Source organism: Bradyrhizobium sp. JR4.3 (genome assembly GCF_040547695.1).
GTDB lineage: Bacteria > Pseudomonadota > Alphaproteobacteria > Rhizobiales > Xanthobacteraceae > Bradyrhizobium > Bradyrhizobium canariense.
Genome location: NZ_JBEPQF010000002.1, coordinates 251,293 through 268,560, shown reverse-complemented (window position 1 = coordinate 268,560; position 17,268 = coordinate 251,293). Strand labels below are relative to the sequence as shown.

The window sequence follows — 17,268 nt, the reverse complement described above, 5'->3', positions numbered from 1 at the left end:
CACTGCCTGCCTTGCCGGCGGTCTATATTAGCGGATGGGCTTTGGTATTTAAGGCTTCCTCTAACGCCAAGTCTTCTTCTTTTTCCAGCGCCGCTCGCCTCGTGCGCCCGCTTCCTTGGCGCCCAGGTAGAATTCCTGGATGTCCTTCGAATGCATCAAGCGGTCGCAGCTGTCGTTCATCACGATCCGGCCGATCTCCAGCACATAGCCATAGTGCGCCGTCTCCAGCGCCACCTTGGCGTTCTGCTCGACCAGCAGGATCGACATGCCCTGCTCCTCGTTGACCCGACGGATGATGGCGAAGATCTCCTTCACCAGCAGCGGCGACAGCCCAAGCGAGGGCTCGTCGAGCAGCAACAGCGTCGGCCGGTTCATCAGCGCGCGGCCGATTGCGAGCATCTGCTGCTCGCCGCCCGAGAGCTGTCCGGCCGGCTGGTTGATGCGCTCCTTCAGCCGCGGGAAATAGGCGTAGACGCGCTCCAGATCTTCCGCGACGCCGTCGCGATCGCTGCGCGGATAGGCCCCCATCATCAGGTTTTCGCGCACGGAGAGGAACGGGAACACCTCGCGTCCCTCCGGCACGTGGCTGAGGCCCAGCCGCACGATCCTGTCCGCCTCCATGCGCTGGATCGACTTGCCCATGAACTCGATGGCGCCCTTCTGCGGGTCGAGAATGCCCGAGATCGTCTTCAGCACCGTGGTCTTGCCGGCGCCGTTGGCGCCCAGCAGCGTGACGATGCGGCCGCGCGGCACTTCGAGCGAGATGCCGCGGATCGCCATGATCGGCCCGTAATAGCTCTCGATGTTGGAGAGTTTCAGGATGATATCTGGTGTCGCCACGGCATCCATCGCGTCAGGCTCCCAGATAGGCGGCGACGACATCGGGGTGCTCTTGCACTTCGGCCGGCGAGCCCATCGCCAGCACCCTGCCGTAGTTCAGCGCGATGACGCGGTCGGAGACGCGGTTGACCAGCGACATGTCGTGCTCGACCATCAGCACGGTGACGCCGAGCTCGCTCTTCAGGTCGCGGATCCAGAACGACATGTCGTCAGTCTCCTCCACGTTGAGGCCCGAGGACGGCTCGTCGAGCAGGATCAGCTTCGGCTCCGAGCATAGCGCGCGCGCCAGCTCGATCACCTTGCGCACGCCGTAAGGCAGACCCGAGATCAGCTTGTCGCGGTAGGGCTCGAGATCGAGGAATTCGATGACCTGCTCGACCCTGCGGCGATGCACCTTCTCGTCGGCGCGTACGCCTGGCAGGAACAACAGCTCCTGCCAAAGCTGCGTGGTCGAATGCCGGTGGCGGCCGACCAGCAGGTTCGACAACACCGTCGCATTCTCGAACAGCTCGATGTTCTGGAACGTGCGGGCGATGCCGAGCCTTGCGATGTCATGGGGCGGCTGCTCCGTGATGTCCTGATCCTCGAAGAAGATGCGACCCGAGGTCGGCCGGTAGATCCGCGAAATCAGGTTGAAAATCGAGCTCTTGCCGGCGCCGTTCGGCCCGATGATCGAGAGGATCTCGCCCTTTTCGACCGCGAACGACACCGCATCGACGGCCTTCAGCCCGCCGAAATGCAGCGACAAACTCTCGGCGCGAAAATAGCTCATCGGTTGCGCTCCGACTTCACGTAGATCTTCTGCCGCTTGAAAGTGGCGCGCTTGTAAAGCGGGAACAGCTGGAAGAAGAGCTTTATCTTGAGCCAGCGGCCGTAAAGCCCGAGCGGTTCGAACAGCACGAACAATACGATGATGATGCCGTAGATGGCGCCTTTCAAGCCGTTGAGCGAGGCAAAGGCCGCGACCTTGGACTGGACATTGGCCGCGGCTTGCGTGCCCGCTCCGAACGTCGCTGCAATGCCGGCGATGATGCCGGGCATGTCGTCCTTGAGGTAGGTCAGGAACGGATCGATCATCACGATGAAGATCGCTCCCAGCACTGCGCCGTGCAGGCTGAAGGTGCCGCCGATCAGGATCACGATGATGAACTCGATCGAGAGCTGAAGCGTGAACATCTCCGGCGAGATGAAGGAGAGCTTGTGCGCGAACAACACGCCGGCGAAGCCGGTGATCGCCGCGGAGATCGCAAAGGACTTCACCTTGTACAGCGCGACATTGACGCCCATGCTGCGCGCCGCCGTCTCGCTGTCGCGGATAGCGACGAAGGCGCGCCCCGTGGGCGACCGCAGCAAATTGAGCGTGCCGACGATGGTCAGCACCAGCACGGCGAGGCAAAGGAAATAGAAAGTGGGGCTGTCGCGCGAGACTGCGACCCCAAACAGCGACACCGCCTTGATCCGCATGCCCTCGTTGCCGTTGGTGACGCTCTCCCATCGCGCCAGAATCTCCTCGACGATGAAGGCGAAGGAGATGGTGGCGATGACGAGATAAATGCCTTGCAGCCGCAGCGCGGGGAATCCGACCAGCGCACCGATCAGCCCGGTCAGGAGCCCGGCGGCGAGAAAGTAGACCGGGAACGGCACACCATATTTCTGCAAATAGGCCGCCGTATACGCACCGATCGCGAGAAACGCAGCATGCCCGAGCGAGGCCTGCCCGGTGAAACCCGTCAAAATCAGCAGCGCCACGCCGACGGTCGCATAGATGCAGACGAAGACGAGCTGACTCATCAGATAACTGGAGAGCACATAGGGCGCGATCAGCAGCACGGCCAGCAGGAGACCGTAGGAGACGTAATAGCCAGAATGCGGAAACAGCCTGATGTCGTCCTCGTAGTCGGTCTTGAACAGGAAGCGCATGCGTTCAGACCTTCTTGCGGACATGAAGGCCGAACAGACCTTCGGGCTTGAGCAAGAGCACGGCGAGCAGCACGACGTAGGGCGCGACGTCCTTCCAGCCCTCGGCCAGATAGAAGCCGGCCATGCTCTCGATGACGCCGATCAGGACGCCGCCGACGACGGCGCCGGGGATCGAGCCGAAGCCGCCGAGCACGGCGGCCGGAAACGCTTTCAGCCCCAGCACCAGACCGACATTGGAATGGATGAAGGTGATCGGCGCCAGCAGCACGCCGGCGCAGGTCGCAACCGCCGCGCTGATCGCCCAGACGATCGACACCACGCGCTTGACCGGGATGCCCATGTAATAGGCGGCCAGCATGTTCTCGGAACTGGCGCGCATCGCGGTCCCGAGCGTGGTCTTGTTGAAGAACAGCCAGAGCAGGGCGCAGAGGATGACGGTGGCCGCGATCACCGAGAGCTTGTCATGGGCGAGCACCAGCGAACCGATCCGCAGCACGCCCTGGCTGAAGGGCGTGTCGATCTTGAAATCGTCGGTGCCCCAGATCATGCCGGAGACCGAGCGCAGGAAATAGCCGAGCCCGATGGTGGCCATGATGATGGAGAATTGCGGATAGCCGAGGATCGGCCGCACCACCACGCGCTCGGCGAGCATGCCGAACAGCGCCATTGCCGCCACCGCGCCGGCAAAGCCGACCCAGTAGTTCAGCCCCATCATGCCAATGAAGGTGAAGGCAAAGAAGCCGCCCAGCATCATCAAATCGCCCTGCGCGAAATTGACGACCTCGGTGGCCTTATAGACAAGCACGAAGCCGAGCGCGATCAGGCCGTAGACGCAGCCGAGCGCAACACCGCTGACCAGCTGCTGAACGAAATCCAGCATCGTCGCGCATCCTCCCGATACAACCGGCGGTTCTTCCTGACCGCCTTGCCGCATCTTGTGTTCAGTCGCTACGCAGTCGTTTCGCTGCGTTAGCGCCATTCGTCCCTTTGCCAATTCAGCCTGAACCGCCAAGCGCTGTCAACAAACGGTGACTTGCCATTAGTCCAATCCGGATGACGGAATTTGCGGCAGCGCGATTCACGGTGCCGAAACATCTTCGGGGCATGGTCGCGAGCGATGCAAAACCGCAAGGTGTGGCCGCCATGAAGACGGACGACTCGGCGCTCGAAGTCATGGGGTTAACGAAGTGTTTTGACCGTCTGGCGGTCGATAACCTCGATCTCACCATCCATGCCGGCGAATTCTATGCGCTGGTCGGCCCCAACGGCGCCGGCAAGACCACCACTTTGCGCATGGTTGCAGGCCTTTTGCGGCCCGATGCCGGCGCGGTCTCCATCTTCGGCATCGATGCGCTCCAAAACCCCGTCGCCGCCAAGCAGGTGATGGCGTGGGTCTCCGACGAGCCCATGATCTACGACAAGCTCACGCCGCTCGAATATCTCGAATTCGTGGCCGGTCTGTGGGGCATCGCACCATCGGCCTCGGAACCGGTCGCTGCGGGTCTCCTGAACTCGCTCGGGCTCGAGCCGCACCGGCACGAACGCTGCGAGGGTTTTTCCAAGGGCATGCGCCAGAAGGTCGCCCTCGCCGGCGCCCTGGTGCACGATCCCCGCCTCATCATCCTCGACGAGCCGCTGACGGGACTGGATGCCGTCTCCGCCCGCCATGTCAAGGGACTCCTGAGCGAGCGCGTCCGCGCCGGTTGCACCGTCATCATGACCACGCATATCCTCGAGGTCGCCGAACGCATGGCTGACCGTATCGGTGTGATCGCAGCCGGCCGCCTGGTTGCCGAGGGCACGCTGACCGAGCTCCGGCAGCAAAACGGGCACGCCGACACCAGCCTGGAAGATCTCTTCATCGCGCTGGTGACGCTTCCGGAAGCCGCATGAGCTCGGCCACCGCGCTGTCCTGGTTCGCCCGCCACGAGCTCCGGCTCGCCTGGCGCGAATGGCTCGCCATGATGACCGGCGGGCGGCGCAAACGAACACGTGCCGCGGTAATCGGCCTGCTGTTCTTCGCGGCGCTGCTGCACGTACCGGCCTGGGCGGTGATCGGCCGCTTCGCCGACCTGCAATTGCCACTCGACAAATCCTCGCTGATCGTGATCTCGGCGACGATTTTTCTCGCCTGGACGCTGATGCTGTCGCAGGCAATCGAATCGGTGACCCGGGTGTTTTACGCACGCGCCGATCTCGACCTCATCATGTCCTCACCCGCGACGCTGGCCAATCTGTTCTCGGTGCGCATCGCCGCGATCGCGCTCGCCATCACGGTGATGGCGCTGCTGTTCTCGACGCCCTTCATCGACGTGCTGGTATTCGGGGGCGGCGCGCGCTGGCTTGCTGCGTTCGGCGTCGTTGTCGCCATGGGCCTGTCGGCCGCAGCGATCGCGATCGCCGTCACCATCGTGCTCTTTCGCCTGATCGGTCCGGCGCGGACACGGTTCGTCGCCCAGATCCTCGCCGCCATCATCGGCGCCGGCTTCGTGATCGCGCTTCAGGTGGCGGCGATCATGTCCTACGGCACGCTGTCGCGCTTCACCATCCTGACCTCGGGTAGCTTGGCCGCTTACGCGCCCGATGCCGACAGCATCTGGTGGTGGCCGGCGCGGGCGGCGATGGGAGACGCCGAAGCGCTGCTGCTGCTCCTAGCGCTCGGGCTCGTGCTGCTCGGAAGCGTCATGGCGATCTTCTCGGGCCGCTTCGCCGACACGGCGATCGATGCCGCCGCCTATGGCGCGTCCGGCCGTCGCAGCGCGAAGGAGCGCCCGTTCCGCGGCGGATCGCGTCAGCATGCCCTGCGGCGCAAGGAATTTTCGCTGCTCTGGCGCGATCCCTGGCTGATCTCGCAGACGCTGATGCAGCTGCTCTATCTGGTGCCGCCGGCGCTGCTGCTCTGGCGCAACTTTGCCGACAGCTCCGCGGCGCTGACGCTGATCACGCCCGTCATCGTCATGGCGGCCGGCCAACTCGCCGGCGGGCTTGCCTGGCTGACGATCTCGGGCGAGGACGCGCCCGACCTGGTTGCGACCGCGCCGCTGACGCCGTCCAGCGTCATCCGCGCCAAGATCGAGGTGGTGCTGATCGCGATCGCCATCGTCTTCTGCCCGCTGATCGCGGCGCTCGCTTTCGCCTCGGCGTTCCAGGCCGCGGTCAGCGCCGGTGCGGTCATCGTCAGCGCGGCCTCCGCCACCGCAATCCAGCTCTGGTTCCGGGTGCAGGCCCGGCGCAGCCAATTTCGCCGTCGCCAGACCTCGTCGCGGCTTGCGACCTTCGCCGAGGCGTTCTCCTCGATCGGTTGGGCTGCCAGCGCCGCGCTGGTGCTCACGCTGCCCATCGTCGGTCTCGTCAGCGGCCTGATCACCGCGGGCCTCGTCGCCCTCACCTGGAAGTTCAGCCCAAGGCGGGAGTGAAGGCCGCCTGCCTTGAAAGTAAGGATAAAATGCCTTACCTATCGAGATCTCAGTATTGAGGGATCCCATGAGCACGCTCACGGTCACGGCAAAGGGGCAGGTTACGCTACGGAAAGACCTCCTGGAGCACCTCGGTGTACATCCGGGCGACAAGATTTCGATAGAAAAGCTTCCTGGCGGGCGAGTCGAGGTGAGAGCAGTTCGGCCCACCGGAGAGATTTCGGATGCCTTCGGCTTTCTGAAGGGAAAGACGAACGGTCGATCGCTCTCGATCGAGGAGATGAATGCGGTCATTGCTGACGGCTGGGCGGGCAAGCGATGAAGATAACACCCGACACCAACGTCCTGGTACGGGTGCTGGTCGAAGATGATGCAGAACAGAGCAAGGTGGCCGAAGCCCTTCTCGAGAACGCGGACCTCATAGCCATCTCGATCCCCGCATTATGTGAGTTAGCTTGGGTCCTCTCACGAGGCTACAAAACCTCTGCTGGAAATATCGCGGCTTCGATCCGGCACTTGATCAATGCATCCAATGTCGTCGTCAACCGGCCCATAGCTGAGGCTGGATTAGCGCTCCTCGAGGCCGGGGGTGACTTTGCCGATGGCGTCATCGCCCACGAAGGCAACTGGCTTGGGGCCGATACTTTCGTGTCGTTCGACAAAGCGGCCGTGAAACTGATCAAAGCAAGCGGTGGAATGGCGCGGCTCGCCGGCACCACATGACGCGAGGATAATTCGTAGATACACTCATCAGATCGTCGATAAGCGCCGGACGGTTCCTGATGTCTCGATTGTTGCTGACGGTCTGTGCGCTTCTCGGTTGGCTGGTAACATCTGCCTTCGCGCAGCAATCACCTCAGCGCAGCGAATGCCTGGCGATGGCGAATGCGGCACCCCGCGTGACGCCGGTCGCGTTCCGGCAGGCCGCAGCCTCCGCTGAAGTCCAGATTACCTATGCAGGCCATTCCACCTATTTCATCGACACGCCCGGCGGCTTGCGCATCGCGACCGACTATAGCGGGGCCTATCAAGTGGGCCGGCTGCCCGATGTCGTCACCATGAACCGGGCCCACAGCACGCACTATTCTTTATATCCCGACAAGCGCATTCCTCATGTGCTGCATGGCTGGGGCGAGGACGGCAAGCCGGCCATCGTGTCGGAGCGCATCGGCGACACCTTCATCCGCAACGTCACCACCGACATCCGCCGCTATTTCGGCGACGATTCCGGCGCCGACATGATCCGCGACGGCAATTCGATCTTCATCTTCGAGGTCGCGGGCCTCTGCATCGGCCATCTCGGCCATCTTCACCACAAGCTCGACGACAGCCATTTTGCCCAGATCGGGCGGCTCGACATCGTCATGGTGCCGATCGACGGCACCTACACCATGTCGCTCGACGGCGTCTCCGAGATCACCAAGCGGCTGCGCGCCTCGGTCGTGCTGCCGATGCACCGCTTCGCCACCCCGCTCGACGATTTCATGCAACGTATCGGCCAGCAGTTCGAGATCGACCGGCGCATGGAACGAAGTTTCCGGATGTCTCGGGATGCGTTGCCGTCGAAGCCGACGGTGATCATCCTCGACGGGGTGTGACGCGCCAAGCCGGAACGCATGAGCCTCCTCCGACTTGGTTGCTTCGAAATCAGTTACGATCGGAGCAATCATGAGCAGAAGGTTGCTGGTCATAGGCTCATTTGCGGCCATTTACTTGCTGTGGGGTTCCACCTACTTCGCCATCACTTTGGGCCTGAAATCGATTCCGCCATTTCTGCTGATGGCGCTGCGTTCGTTCTGTGGCGGCATCTTGTTGCTGGCCATGAGTGCCGGTGAGGTCGCGAACCTATCCGCGCAGGCGTGGATAAGGGCGAGCCTGTGCGGGCTCCTGTTCTTTGTCGGTTGCCATGGCGTACTCGCCTTCGCGCAGCAATCGGTTCCTTCGGGCGTGGCGGCCATCGTGCTGGCCACGATCCCGTTCTGGATCCTGCTGATCGATGTCTGGTTCCCCGGCGATCAGCGACCGAAGCCCTTCGCCCTGCTCGCTCTCGTGCCGGGCTTCTTCGGCGTCGGACTCGTGGCGTGGCAAAACGTCGAGCAGGCCGGCATCAGTATCCTTCCCGTCGTCTGGCTGCTGGCTGCGGCCTTGTCATGGTCGGCCGGGACTGTCTTGTCCCGGAGCATGTCGAGCCAGGCATCCGCTATCCCGCTTTCGGGCATCCAGCTTTCGATCGGCGGCAGCGTGTTGTTTGCGATCAGTTGGCTGACAGGCGAGATTGGAAACTTCAGGCCGAGCGAGGTTTCGCTGACCTCGCTTGCAGCGGCGCTTTGGCTGATCATCGCTGGCAGCGTGATCGGATTCGTTGCCTACAACTGGCTTCTGGAAAACGTCTCGACCTCGTTGGTGTCGACCTACACTTTCGTCAACCCGGTGATCGCTGTACTGCTCGGCACCCTCGTGCTGAGCGAGCCATTTTCGCGCCTGATGTTGCTTGGTGCGGGTCTCGTGATTGTCTCCGTCATCGTCATTTGGCTCGCGGAACGCGCGACGAGCCGACGAACGAACGATAGGCCCAGTCCTGGCATAGGGCATCTGTCGCCCAACAAGACTTGACGGCGGCGCCGCGCAATTTTCTCCAAGTCGGCTGCCGTCCGGTCGTGCTGATCTCCTCGCAAACAGGAGATGGGACATGACCGACTTTGCGAGATTATTGCACGCGGACGGACCGCACCCCGAGCACGCGGCGGCGCTCCAGCTTTATGGCCGCTTCGTCGGCGATTGGGACGCCGAGATCACCGCCCATGGACCCGATGGAACGAAACACACCGCGCCCGGCGAAATCCATTTCGGCTGGGTGCTGGAGGGCCGCGCCGTGCAAGACGTCTGGATCATTCCGCGCCAGGCTGGCAGCCCGGCCTTGCCGATCGCCGGCAATTGGTACGGTACGACGCTGCGGGTCTATGATCCGACCATCGATGCCTGGCGGATTTCCTGGTTCGATCCCGGCCGCTGCATATTCCGCCAGCAGATCGGCCGCCCACGCGATGCCGACATCGTGCAGGAAGGCACGACCGAAGCCGGCGACCTGACGCGCTGGAGTTTTACGGAGATCGCCGAGGATTTCTTCCATTGGCTCGGCGAGGTCAAGCCGGCCACCGCAACCGATTGGCGGCTTGTGGTCGATGTGAGGGCGAAGCGGCGCAAAGATTGACGACGGCGCCGCTGTGCCCGCGATGACGGGTGCGGTTGCGAAACGCGCGCTGCTGCACGCGAGAACGAGGTGTTAGGCTCCCAGAACAAGAAGCATACATCAAGGGAGCGAACGCCGATGGCTGCAAGCGGTTTGCCCGCCAACACGAGCGGGCTATTCGTCGAGCCGCGCGAGGACTGGCTCGCGCTCCATCGGGAGGAGATCATCGATCCCTCGCGGCCGGTCGTCGATCCCCATCACCATCTCTGGAATCGCGGGCACCGCTATTTGATCGAGGAGATGGCGGCGGATATCGCCTCCGGCCACAACATCACCGCCACCGTCTATGTCGATTGCCGCTCGATGTATCGTGCGCACGGGCCCGAAGCATTCCGGCCGGTCGGCGAGGTCGAGTTCGCCAATGGCGTCGCCGCGATGAGCGCCAGCGGCGGCTATGGCAAGGCGGCGATCTGCGCCGGCATCGTCAGCCACGTCAACCTGCTGCTCGGCGATGCCGCACAACCGGTGTTGGAGGCCGAGATCGCGGCGGGCAACGGTCGCTTCCGCGGCATCCGGCATTCCTCGGCCTGGGACGCAGATCCCGCAGTCGCCGGCATGTATGCGAGCCGGCCGCAGGGATTGTTGCAGGACCCGACCTTCCGGAAGGGCTTTGCCTGTCTCGCGCCGCTGAACCTGAGCTTCGACGCCTGGCTGTTCCATCCGCAAATCGGCGAGCTGACCGAGCTCGCCCGCGCATTTCCCGACACCAGGATCGTGCTCGACCATTGCGGCGGCCCGGCCGGAATCGGCCGCTTTGCCGGGCGACGCGAGGAGGTGTTTGCGCAATGGCGCGCCTCGATCCGGGAGATCGCGAAATGCGAGAACGTCGTGGTGAAGCTCGGCGGGCTCGCGATGTGCCTGCTCGGCTACGACTTCCATTTGCGCGAGAGGCCGCCGTTATCCGAGGAGCTTGCCGCGGCGTGGCGGCCTTACATTGAAACCTGCATCGAGGCGTTTGGACCCACGCGCGCGATGTTCGAGAGCAATTTCCCGCCGGACAAGGGCCAGTGCAGCTATCAGGTAATCTTCAACGCCTTCAAGCGTATCGCGGCGCCCTTGAGCGAGACCGAGAAGACGGCGTTGTTCTCGCAGACCGCGAGTGATTTCTACCGGCTCGATCTGCCTTAAAGTGATTGGCGCCATGACGAGAACAGGGGCCGGGATGTTGATCCCGGCCCCCTGTTCCGTCGTGACCGCTGGGAAGCGTCCTTGAAGCTGATTGAACTCTAACCGGCGCCCATCAGCGAGGCAGGACGGCGCTCGCCGGTGGAGACGAAGATCTTCTTGAGCTTGTTGAGGACGCGGATCAGGAAGCCGATCATCACGGGATTGGTCTTGCGGCAGAAGGCGATCTTCTTGACGTGGCCCTCGACATGCCATTTGGCATGCGCGCCGTTGCGGAAGAAAATGACGTCGCCCGGGCCGTAGCGCTTCGGCGGCATGCCGTCGCTTTCGAGCACGATCGACCCTTCCATGATCATGATCGTCTCGTCGATGTCGTAATACCAGTTGAAGCGGCCTTCGGTGCAGGCCCAGATGATGGTCGAAGCGGTGCCGTCGGCGCTGGTGGACAGGATGTGCGAGCGCGACACCGGATTGCCTTCGATGATCCAGGACGGTTCGATCGGCCGCAGCTCGAGATCTACATTGCAACTACTGATTTCAATCAATGCGCGCGACATCTGTTCCCCCAGGGGATAAAATATGATCCGCCGGGTCTCGGCCCGGATTGTTCAAAGATGGCGGGAACGCTAGTAGCCGGTTTTTAATTCTTTCTTACGCAGGGCCCGACAATCAGCCGCAAGTTGCAGACGCGAAACGGTTAACGCCGCAATTTCCCTGCAATTTCGCGCACATGAACCCTTCTTTTCCGGGGTGCGACAAAGTGCGCGAAGCTATCTGAAAGGAGCCATGCCGATGCCCCTCACCCCGGAGGTTCTCGCAACTCAAGGCGAGGTCGTGGCCTGGCTCGGCAGCCTCGATGTCTCCTTCGCAACCGACGAGGAGCCTTGGTTCACCGTCGACGGCATCGAAAGCCCCCGGCAAATCGGCAGTGACGGCTCCGGCGGCGCGTTCGTTCTGCTGCCGTCTCAGAATGTGCTCTACGTCTCGTCGGAAGGCCGCGCGGGAATCATCGCGAAGAGTTTCGAGGCTTTCGTCAAGCTCGTCGTGGCGCGCCCCTATTGGCTCGACATCCTCAAATTTTCCGCCGGCGGTGATCTCCATGAGATGCGGCGGGCGGCGGATGCGCTGGAGGCCACACTCGACGACGAGGACGACGTCAACGAGGCCCGCGAGCAAATCCGCGGGGGTCTCGACCTGCCCGAGGCGAATGATCCGGTCGGTGCGCTCTACGACGCGGTGGCGGCCTCCGACGCCGTCGTGCGGGCCACCGACGGCAGCCCGTTCACGACGCTGTTCAACCGCTTCAGCATCGACAACAGCCCGATGCTGCGCAACGCGGCGGCGTAGTTACTTCGCCCATTCGCCCTTGCGAAACACCGGCACTTTGCTGCCGTCGGCCAGAATGCCGTCGATGTCGGTCTCGGCCGAGCCGATCATCCAATCGATATGGATCAGGCTCTGGTTGCCGCCTTGCGCCGCGATCTGCTGCGGCGTGAGCTGGGCGCCGTTGACGAAGCACTTCGAGTAGCACTGGCCGAGCGCGATGTGCGAGGCCGCGTTCTCGTCGAACAGCGTATTATAGAACAACAACCCACTCTGCGAGATCGGCGAGGAATGCGGCACCAGGGCCACTTCGCCGAGACGCCGCGCGCCCTCGTCGGTGTCGAGCACCTTGTTCAGTACCTCCTCGCCGCGCGAAGCCTTGGCGTCGACGATCCGGCCGTCCTCGAAGCGCACCGCGATGTTGTCGATCAGCGTGCCCTGGTAGGATAGCGGCTTCGAGCTCACGACATGGCCGTAGACGCGCCGGCAATGCGGCGTGGTGAAGACCTCTTCGGTCGGGATATTGGCGTTGCAGCTGATGCCGTTCTTGGAGAGCGAGGCGCCGCCCTCCCATTCATGGCCGTCGGCGAGCCCGATGGTGAGGTCGGTGCCCGGTCCCGAATACTGGAGCGCGCGGAAACGCTGGCCGTTGAGCCAGTTGGTGCGCTCCCGCAGCACCGCATTGTGGCTCGCCCAATTGGCCGGCGCATCGTCGCGATCGACGCGGGACGCTGCGAAGATCGCGTCCGCGAGCTTGCCGATCGCGACCTCTTCAGGATCGTTCGGAAAGACTTGCTTCGCCCAGGACGGGCTCGGGTAGGCAATGATGTTCCAGTTGGTGTCGAAATTGACGATCTTTTCCAGCGCCGGCTGATAGGCCATGGAATTGGCCTTGCTGGCGCGCGCGACCTTGGAAGCATCTTCGCCCGAGAGCAGCATCGGATTGTCGCCGACGATGGCGAGACGCGCGGTGTTGTTCGAGAACGCCTTGGCCATGCCCTCGTAGAGCCAGTTGGCGGCGCGATCGAAGCTGTCGTCGTGGCCGTGGCGATAGCGCGCCAGCGTCATCTCTTCGTCGGAGAGAATGGGCGTCACGATGCCGGCGCCGGCCTTGTAGGCATGCACCGCGATCCGCCGCACCAGCGGCAACGCGATCGCAGGTGCCGTCAAGAGCAGATCCTGGCCCGGCCGCAAGCCCAGGCCCACCTTCACCGCCACCTCGGCCAGCCGGTCGAGCTTCACGGGATCGATGGGAGTGGAGGTGATGCGTTGATCAGTCATGCCGGATCCTCTGCCGAACGTCTCTCGTCCAATCTAAGTCTAGCATCGCGAGACACAAGTGCGCGAGTGCCTTGCGACCCCCCAAAGATACGCAGTTTCGCGCATTTTGGTTTTCAACGCGTTGCCGATTTCAGCACCCGGTCGACCATGGCGGGAGCAAGGCCGAGGTAATTTTTCGGTGATGTCAGCGCCTCGATCGTGGCACGGTCGATTCTGACAGAGACGCGGGAATCGGACGAGAGCGCGTCCGCCAGCGTAAGACCTTTCTCATTGGCGAGCCGGCAGGCGTCATAGACCACGTCATGGGCCTCCTGCCGCCCTATCTGCGGCGCGAGCCCCATCATGACGGCTTCGGCCACGATCAGACCGCGGCTGACGGCGAGATTCTCGTTCATCTTGCTTTCATCCACGATGAGGCCGGCGAGCGCGAACTTCGCCTGGTGCAAGGCGCCGGCGGTCAGTACGAAGCTCTCGGGGATCGCCATCCATTCGGCGTGCCAGGGCCCGGTGGCGCGCTCGAAATCCTGCACCATGGCATCCAGCATGAGGCCGGCGTGCTGGCGCACCGCCTTCGACGCCGCGAGCATCAGTTCCGAGGAGATCGGGTTGCGCTTCTGAGGCATAGTCGAGGAAGCACCGCGTCCCTTGACGAAGGGCTCGTAGACCTCGGCGAATTCGGTCGAGGCCATGATCATGATGTCGAGCGCGATCTTGCCGAGCGAGCCGGTGACGAGCGCCAGGAAGTTGACGGCCTCGGCAAAACCGTCGCGTGCGACGTGCCAGGTCGAAGCGGGGACGCCAAGCCTCAGTTCGGCGCAGAGCGCTTCCTGCACCTCGAACCCCTTGTCGCCGAGCGAGGCCAGCGTGCCGGCGGCGCCGGCGAACTGGCCGACCAGGACGCGCGGCTTCAATTCACTGAGGCGCTCGGCGTGGCGGTCGAACATCGCGAGCCAGATCGCGGTCTTGTAGCCGAAGGTGACCGGCAGCGCCTGCTGGAGATGGGTGCGGCCCGCCATCGGCGTGTCGCGGTAGCGCTTCGAGAGGTCGGCAAGGATTGTGCGCAGCGCGGCGATGTCTTGCTCGACGATCTCGAGCCCGGCGCGCAATTGCAGCACCACGGCGGTGTCCATGATGTCCTGCGTGGTCGCGCCCCAATGCACATAGCGGCCGGCATCGCCGCATTGCTTCACCATCTGATGCACGAGCGGCAGGATCGGATAGCCGACGACATCGGTCTCCTGCCGCAACAGGTCGAAATCGAGCGCGGCAACATCGGTCCGCGCCGCGATCTGGTCGGCGGCATCGTGGGGAATCACCCCGCACTTCGCTTCCGCTTTCGCCAGTGCCACCTCGACCTCAGCATAGCGCGCGACCGTCGCGATATCGGAAAACACCTCCCGCATCTGCGGCGTGCCGAAGGCATCGCGGAACAGCACGGAATCGAGCACGGTGGTCGAGGCATGAAAAGCGGGCATGGGCGTTTCTTCGTGGTTGGTGTTTTGTGTGGTCGGCAGCTTACGCACGCGGAACTGTTCGGCAATGGACATTCATTGTTCGTCACACATTCGATGCCATCGCGGCGAAGGCCAGGACAACATGGGAAGCTCCCGCACGCCATTGCCTCAACACCGACATTGCGAGGAGCCCTTGCGACGAAGCACTCCACGCTGTCTGCGCGGCGACAGGCTGGATTGCTTCGCTACGCTCGCAATGACGTGAGGAAATCGCGACAATCCGGCCGAACCGGCCACGTTCTAACCAAGGCTGCATTCCTCCCCGTAAACTGCATGCCTGCCATCACGCGATCGTGGTGAACCGGGCAGGCCCCTCGGTGGACTCACAGACATCAGCCGAAATCCGTCTTGATTTCATCGTTGCCCGATGTCGTCGTGAGGTCTGAGTTTCGACGTGCAGTTTCTGTTCCGGGATCACCTGCTCGATACCGACTTGCGCGAGCTGAGCCGCGAGCAGGTTCCCGTTGCCGTGGAGCCGCAGGTGTTCGATCTGGTCGTCCACCTCATGGAGAACCGCGACCGGGTGGTCAGCAAGGACGAGCTGATCGACAAGATCTGGCACGGGCGCAGCGTCTCCGAATCCACTCTGACGAGCCGGATCAATGCGGCACGCAAGGCGGTCGGCGACAGCGGCGCGAGCCAGGCGCTGATCCGCACCATCTCACGCAAGGGTTTTCGTTTCGTCGGCGACGTCGAGACCAAGCGTGGGGCAACCGCGCCGGAATCCGATTTCGGAGCGAAGCTTCTGCAGGCCCCGCTGCCGCTACCGGACCGGCCGGCGATCGCGGTGCTGCCCTTTACCAACATGAGCGGCGACCGCGAGCAGGACTATTTCTCGGACGGGATCAGCGAGGACATCATCACCGCGCTGTCGAAGCTGCGTTGGTTCTTCGTCATCGCGCGCAACTCCTCCTTCATCTACAAGGGCCGCGCGGTGCACATGAACGAGGTCGCGCGCGAGCTCGGCGTGCGCTACGTGCTCGAAGGCAGCGTGCGGCGGAGCGGCGATCGCGTGCGCATCTCCGCGCAGCTCAACGACGTCTCGACCGGCAGCCATCTCTGGGCCGAACGCTACGACCGCGAGCTTGCCGACATCTTCGCCGTGCAGGACGAGATCACCGAGGCGATCGTCGCCGCGATCGAGCCGCAGCTCTATACCGCCGAGAGTTTTCGCGCCCAGCAGAAGCCGCCGGGAAGCCTGGATGCCTGGGACCTCGTGATGCGCGCATTGTCGCATTACTGGCGCATCACCCGCGAGGACAATGCCGCCGCGCAAGGATTGCTCGAAAAGGCCGTCGCGCTCGATCCCGCCTATGGCAAGGCGCTCGGCCTGCTCGCGACCAGCCACATCTTCGGCGCGCATATGGGCTGGTCCGACATGGCCGCGACCGTGCCGGTCGCCGAGCGCGCCGCGCTCGCGGCGGTGGAGGCCGATCGTGAGGATGCCTGGGCCCATCACGGCCTGGCATACACTTATTTATTCCGCCGCCGCTTCGACGACGCACTGGCGGAATTCGAGCTGGCGCTGAACCTCAATCCGAACTTTGCGATGGCGCACGCCTTCTACGGCGTGACGCTGTGCTACGCCGGACGATGGCAGAACGGCGATGTCGCCGCGCGCCGCGCGCTGCGGCTGAGCCCGCGCGACCCGCTCGCGGCGATCTATTGCGGCGTCGCGGCCTATGCCCGGTTCATCGGCCGCGATTACGAAGGCGCCGCACAGATGGCGCGCGAGTCGATGCGGCAGCGCGCCGATTTCGTCGGCGCGCATCGCGTGCTGACGGCCGCCACCGGAATGTCGGGAGATCCCGCGCGCGCGGCTTCCGCCCTGGAAGGCTTGCGCCGCGCCCAACCGGGCATCTCGCTCGCCTGGATCACGCGCGAGCTACCGATGCTGCGGGACGAGGATCGCGAGCATTACCTCGAGGGATTGCGGCGCGCGGGGATGACATAGCGAATCTCTCCTCTCCCCGCTTGCGGGGAGAGGAGAGAAGAAAGCGCATCACTCCTGCATCATCTCGCCGCTGCCGCCGAATTCGGCCGGGAAATCCTTGAGCTTGGGCAGGCCGTCGCGCATTGGCAGCACCGTCTCGGCGTAATTGACGTGGACGCCGGGCGCGAAGGCGAGGGTGGGAATGGTGGCGGTGAAGACGTCGACCAGGCCGAGCGGCGGATGGTTGGTCATGAGATGGCCGCCGCACTTCTTGCAATATTTGCGCTGGCTGAGCGGCGTCTTGGTAAAGGTCTCGACATTCTCTGCACCTTCGGTGATGCGCACGGCTTCGGGTTTCCACAGGCTGAAGGCGTTCACCGGACCGCCCGACCACGAGCGGCACGAACTGCAATGGCAATAGCCCATCGCCTCCGGCGCGCCTGTAACCTCGATCGTGACCGCGCCACAGAAGCAGTTTCCAACATGTTTCATTAGGTCGTCTCCGTTGATGATTGATTAGATTCCTCTCCCCGCTCCTGTTTGCCGATAACTCGGCAAAAAGGAATGCGGGGGTCGCGACGAGCTTCGCTCGCACTGATAGCGTCGGGGTGAGGGGGATTCACCCCGAGAAACGTGGAAGGCCGGGTCGGCAAGCTCCGTTACGCG

General features: G+C 63.4%; 18 protein-coding genes. 10 read left to right on the top strand and 8 right to left on the bottom strand.

Annotated features, from left to right (window positions below):
- Nucleotides 1-60 precede the first annotated feature (60 nt).
- From ABIB91_RS04600 to ABIB91_RS04585, 4 genes are read right to left on the bottom strand one after another with little or no spacing between them, the layout of a single operon-like run.
- Nucleotides 61-849 carry an ABC transporter ATP-binding protein gene (locus ABIB91_RS04600; RefSeq protein WP_354159985.1) on the bottom strand — a complete coding sequence of 263 codons (789 nt, stop codon included), beginning with the start codon at nt 847-849 and terminating at the stop codon, nt 61-63.
- Nucleotides 850-853: 4 nt separating this feature from the next.
- On the bottom strand, nt 854-1,612 hold the full coding sequence (locus ABIB91_RS04595) for an ABC transporter ATP-binding protein (RefSeq protein WP_007599535.1): 759 nt from the start codon (nt 1,610-1,612) through the stop codon (nt 854-856).
- Nucleotides 1,609-2,760 (bottom strand): branched-chain amino acid ABC transporter permease, encoded by a 1,152-nt coding sequence (locus ABIB91_RS04590; protein ID WP_027515317.1) that lies wholly within the window; start codon nt 2,758-2,760, stop codon nt 1,609-1,611. The genes ABIB91_RS04595 and ABIB91_RS04590 overlap by 4 nt, the downstream gene beginning before the upstream one ends.
- Before the next feature lie 4 nt (nt 2,761-2,764).
- Nucleotides 2,765-3,640, bottom strand: coding sequence for a branched-chain amino acid ABC transporter permease (locus ABIB91_RS04585; RefSeq protein WP_354159640.1), 876 nt, complete (start codon nt 3,638-3,640; stop codon nt 2,765-2,767).
- A gap of 263 nt (nt 3,641-3,903) precedes the next feature.
- Between ABIB91_RS04585 and ABIB91_RS04580 the strand changes: the two genes are divergently transcribed.
- From ABIB91_RS04580 to ABIB91_RS04545, 8 genes are all read left to right on the top strand, one after another.
- Entirely contained in the window at nt 3,904-4,653 is a 750-nt protein-coding gene (locus ABIB91_RS04580; protein ID WP_219681133.1) for an ABC transporter ATP-binding protein, read from the top strand.
- Nucleotides 4,650-6,176, top strand: coding sequence for a permease (locus ABIB91_RS04575; protein WP_354159642.1), 1,527 nt, complete (start codon nt 4,650-4,652; stop codon nt 6,174-6,176). Before ABIB91_RS04580 ends, ABIB91_RS04575 begins: the two co-directional genes overlap by 4 nt.
- Before the next feature lie 67 nt (nt 6,177-6,243).
- Nucleotides 6,244-6,498, top strand: coding sequence for an AbrB/MazE/SpoVT family DNA-binding domain-containing protein (locus ABIB91_RS04570; RefSeq protein ID WP_354159644.1), 255 nt, complete (start codon nt 6,244-6,246; stop codon nt 6,496-6,498).
- The gene (locus ABIB91_RS04565) at nt 6,495-6,899 is read left to right on the top strand and encodes a type II toxin-antitoxin system VapC family toxin (RefSeq protein WP_354159646.1); all 405 of its coding nucleotides are present in this window, start codon (nt 6,495-6,497) and stop codon (nt 6,897-6,899) included. The genes ABIB91_RS04570 and ABIB91_RS04565 overlap by 4 nt, the downstream gene beginning before the upstream one ends.
- Before the next feature lie 59 nt (nt 6,900-6,958).
- Nucleotides 6,959-7,774 (top strand): MBL fold metallo-hydrolase, encoded by an 816-nt coding sequence (locus ABIB91_RS04560; protein ID WP_007599521.1) that lies wholly within the window; start codon nt 6,959-6,961, stop codon nt 7,772-7,774.
- Nucleotides 7,775-7,844: 70 nt separating this feature from the next.
- Nucleotides 7,845-8,789 (top strand): EamA family transporter, encoded by a 945-nt coding sequence (locus ABIB91_RS04555; RefSeq protein ID WP_354159649.1) that lies wholly within the window; start codon nt 7,845-7,847, stop codon nt 8,787-8,789.
- A gap of 76 nt (nt 8,790-8,865) precedes the next feature.
- Nucleotides 8,866-9,387: a hypothetical protein gene (locus ABIB91_RS04550; protein ID WP_354159651.1), complete on the top strand. Its 522-nt coding sequence runs from the start codon at nt 8,866-8,868 to the stop codon at nt 9,385-9,387.
- Between the two features lie 117 nt (nt 9,388-9,504).
- Nucleotides 9,505-10,554: an amidohydrolase family protein gene (locus ABIB91_RS04545; protein WP_354159653.1), complete on the top strand. Its 1,050-nt coding sequence runs from the start codon at nt 9,505-9,507 to the stop codon at nt 10,552-10,554.
- Between the two features lie 98 nt (nt 10,555-10,652).
- On the opposite strand, the gene ABIB91_RS04540 is transcribed toward ABIB91_RS04545, so the two are convergent.
- Nucleotides 10,653-11,108 (bottom strand): cupin domain-containing protein, encoded by a 456-nt coding sequence (locus ABIB91_RS04540; protein WP_007599517.1) that lies wholly within the window; start codon nt 11,106-11,108, stop codon nt 10,653-10,655.
- A 235-nt stretch (nt 11,109-11,343) separates the two neighbouring features.
- Between ABIB91_RS04540 and ABIB91_RS04535 the strand changes: the two genes are divergently transcribed.
- Entirely contained in the window at nt 11,344-11,898 is a 555-nt protein-coding gene (locus tag ABIB91_RS04535) for a hypothetical protein (RefSeq protein ID WP_354159655.1), read from the top strand.
- Here the strand turns inward: ABIB91_RS04535 and ABIB91_RS04530 are convergent, their stop codons facing one another.
- Both ABIB91_RS04530 and pcaB read right to left on the bottom strand, forming a co-directional pair.
- Nucleotides 11,899-13,155 (bottom strand): aminopeptidase, encoded by a 1,257-nt coding sequence (locus ABIB91_RS04530; protein ID WP_063994582.1) that lies wholly within the window; start codon nt 13,153-13,155, stop codon nt 11,899-11,901.
- Nucleotides 13,156-13,268: 113 nt separating this feature from the next.
- Complete coding sequence (gene pcaB, locus ABIB91_RS04525) at nt 13,269-14,630, bottom strand: 3-carboxy-cis,cis-muconate cycloisomerase (protein ID WP_354159987.1); 1,362 nt, start codon at nt 14,628-14,630, stop codon at nt 13,269-13,271.
- 433 nt (nt 14,631-15,063) lie between these two features.
- Between pcaB and ABIB91_RS04520 the strand changes: the two genes are divergently transcribed.
- Nucleotides 15,064-16,623, top strand: a complete 1,560-nt coding sequence (locus ABIB91_RS04520) for a winged helix-turn-helix domain-containing tetratricopeptide repeat protein (protein WP_354159656.1) — start codon at nt 15,064-15,066, stop codon at nt 16,621-16,623.
- Nucleotides 16,624-16,671: 48 nt separating this feature from the next.
- Here the strand turns inward: ABIB91_RS04520 and ABIB91_RS04515 are convergent, their stop codons facing one another.
- Nucleotides 16,672-17,094 (bottom strand): GFA family protein, encoded by a 423-nt coding sequence (locus ABIB91_RS04515; protein ID WP_354159658.1) that lies wholly within the window; start codon nt 17,092-17,094, stop codon nt 16,672-16,674.
- Nucleotides 17,095-17,268: the final 174 nt, after the last annotated feature.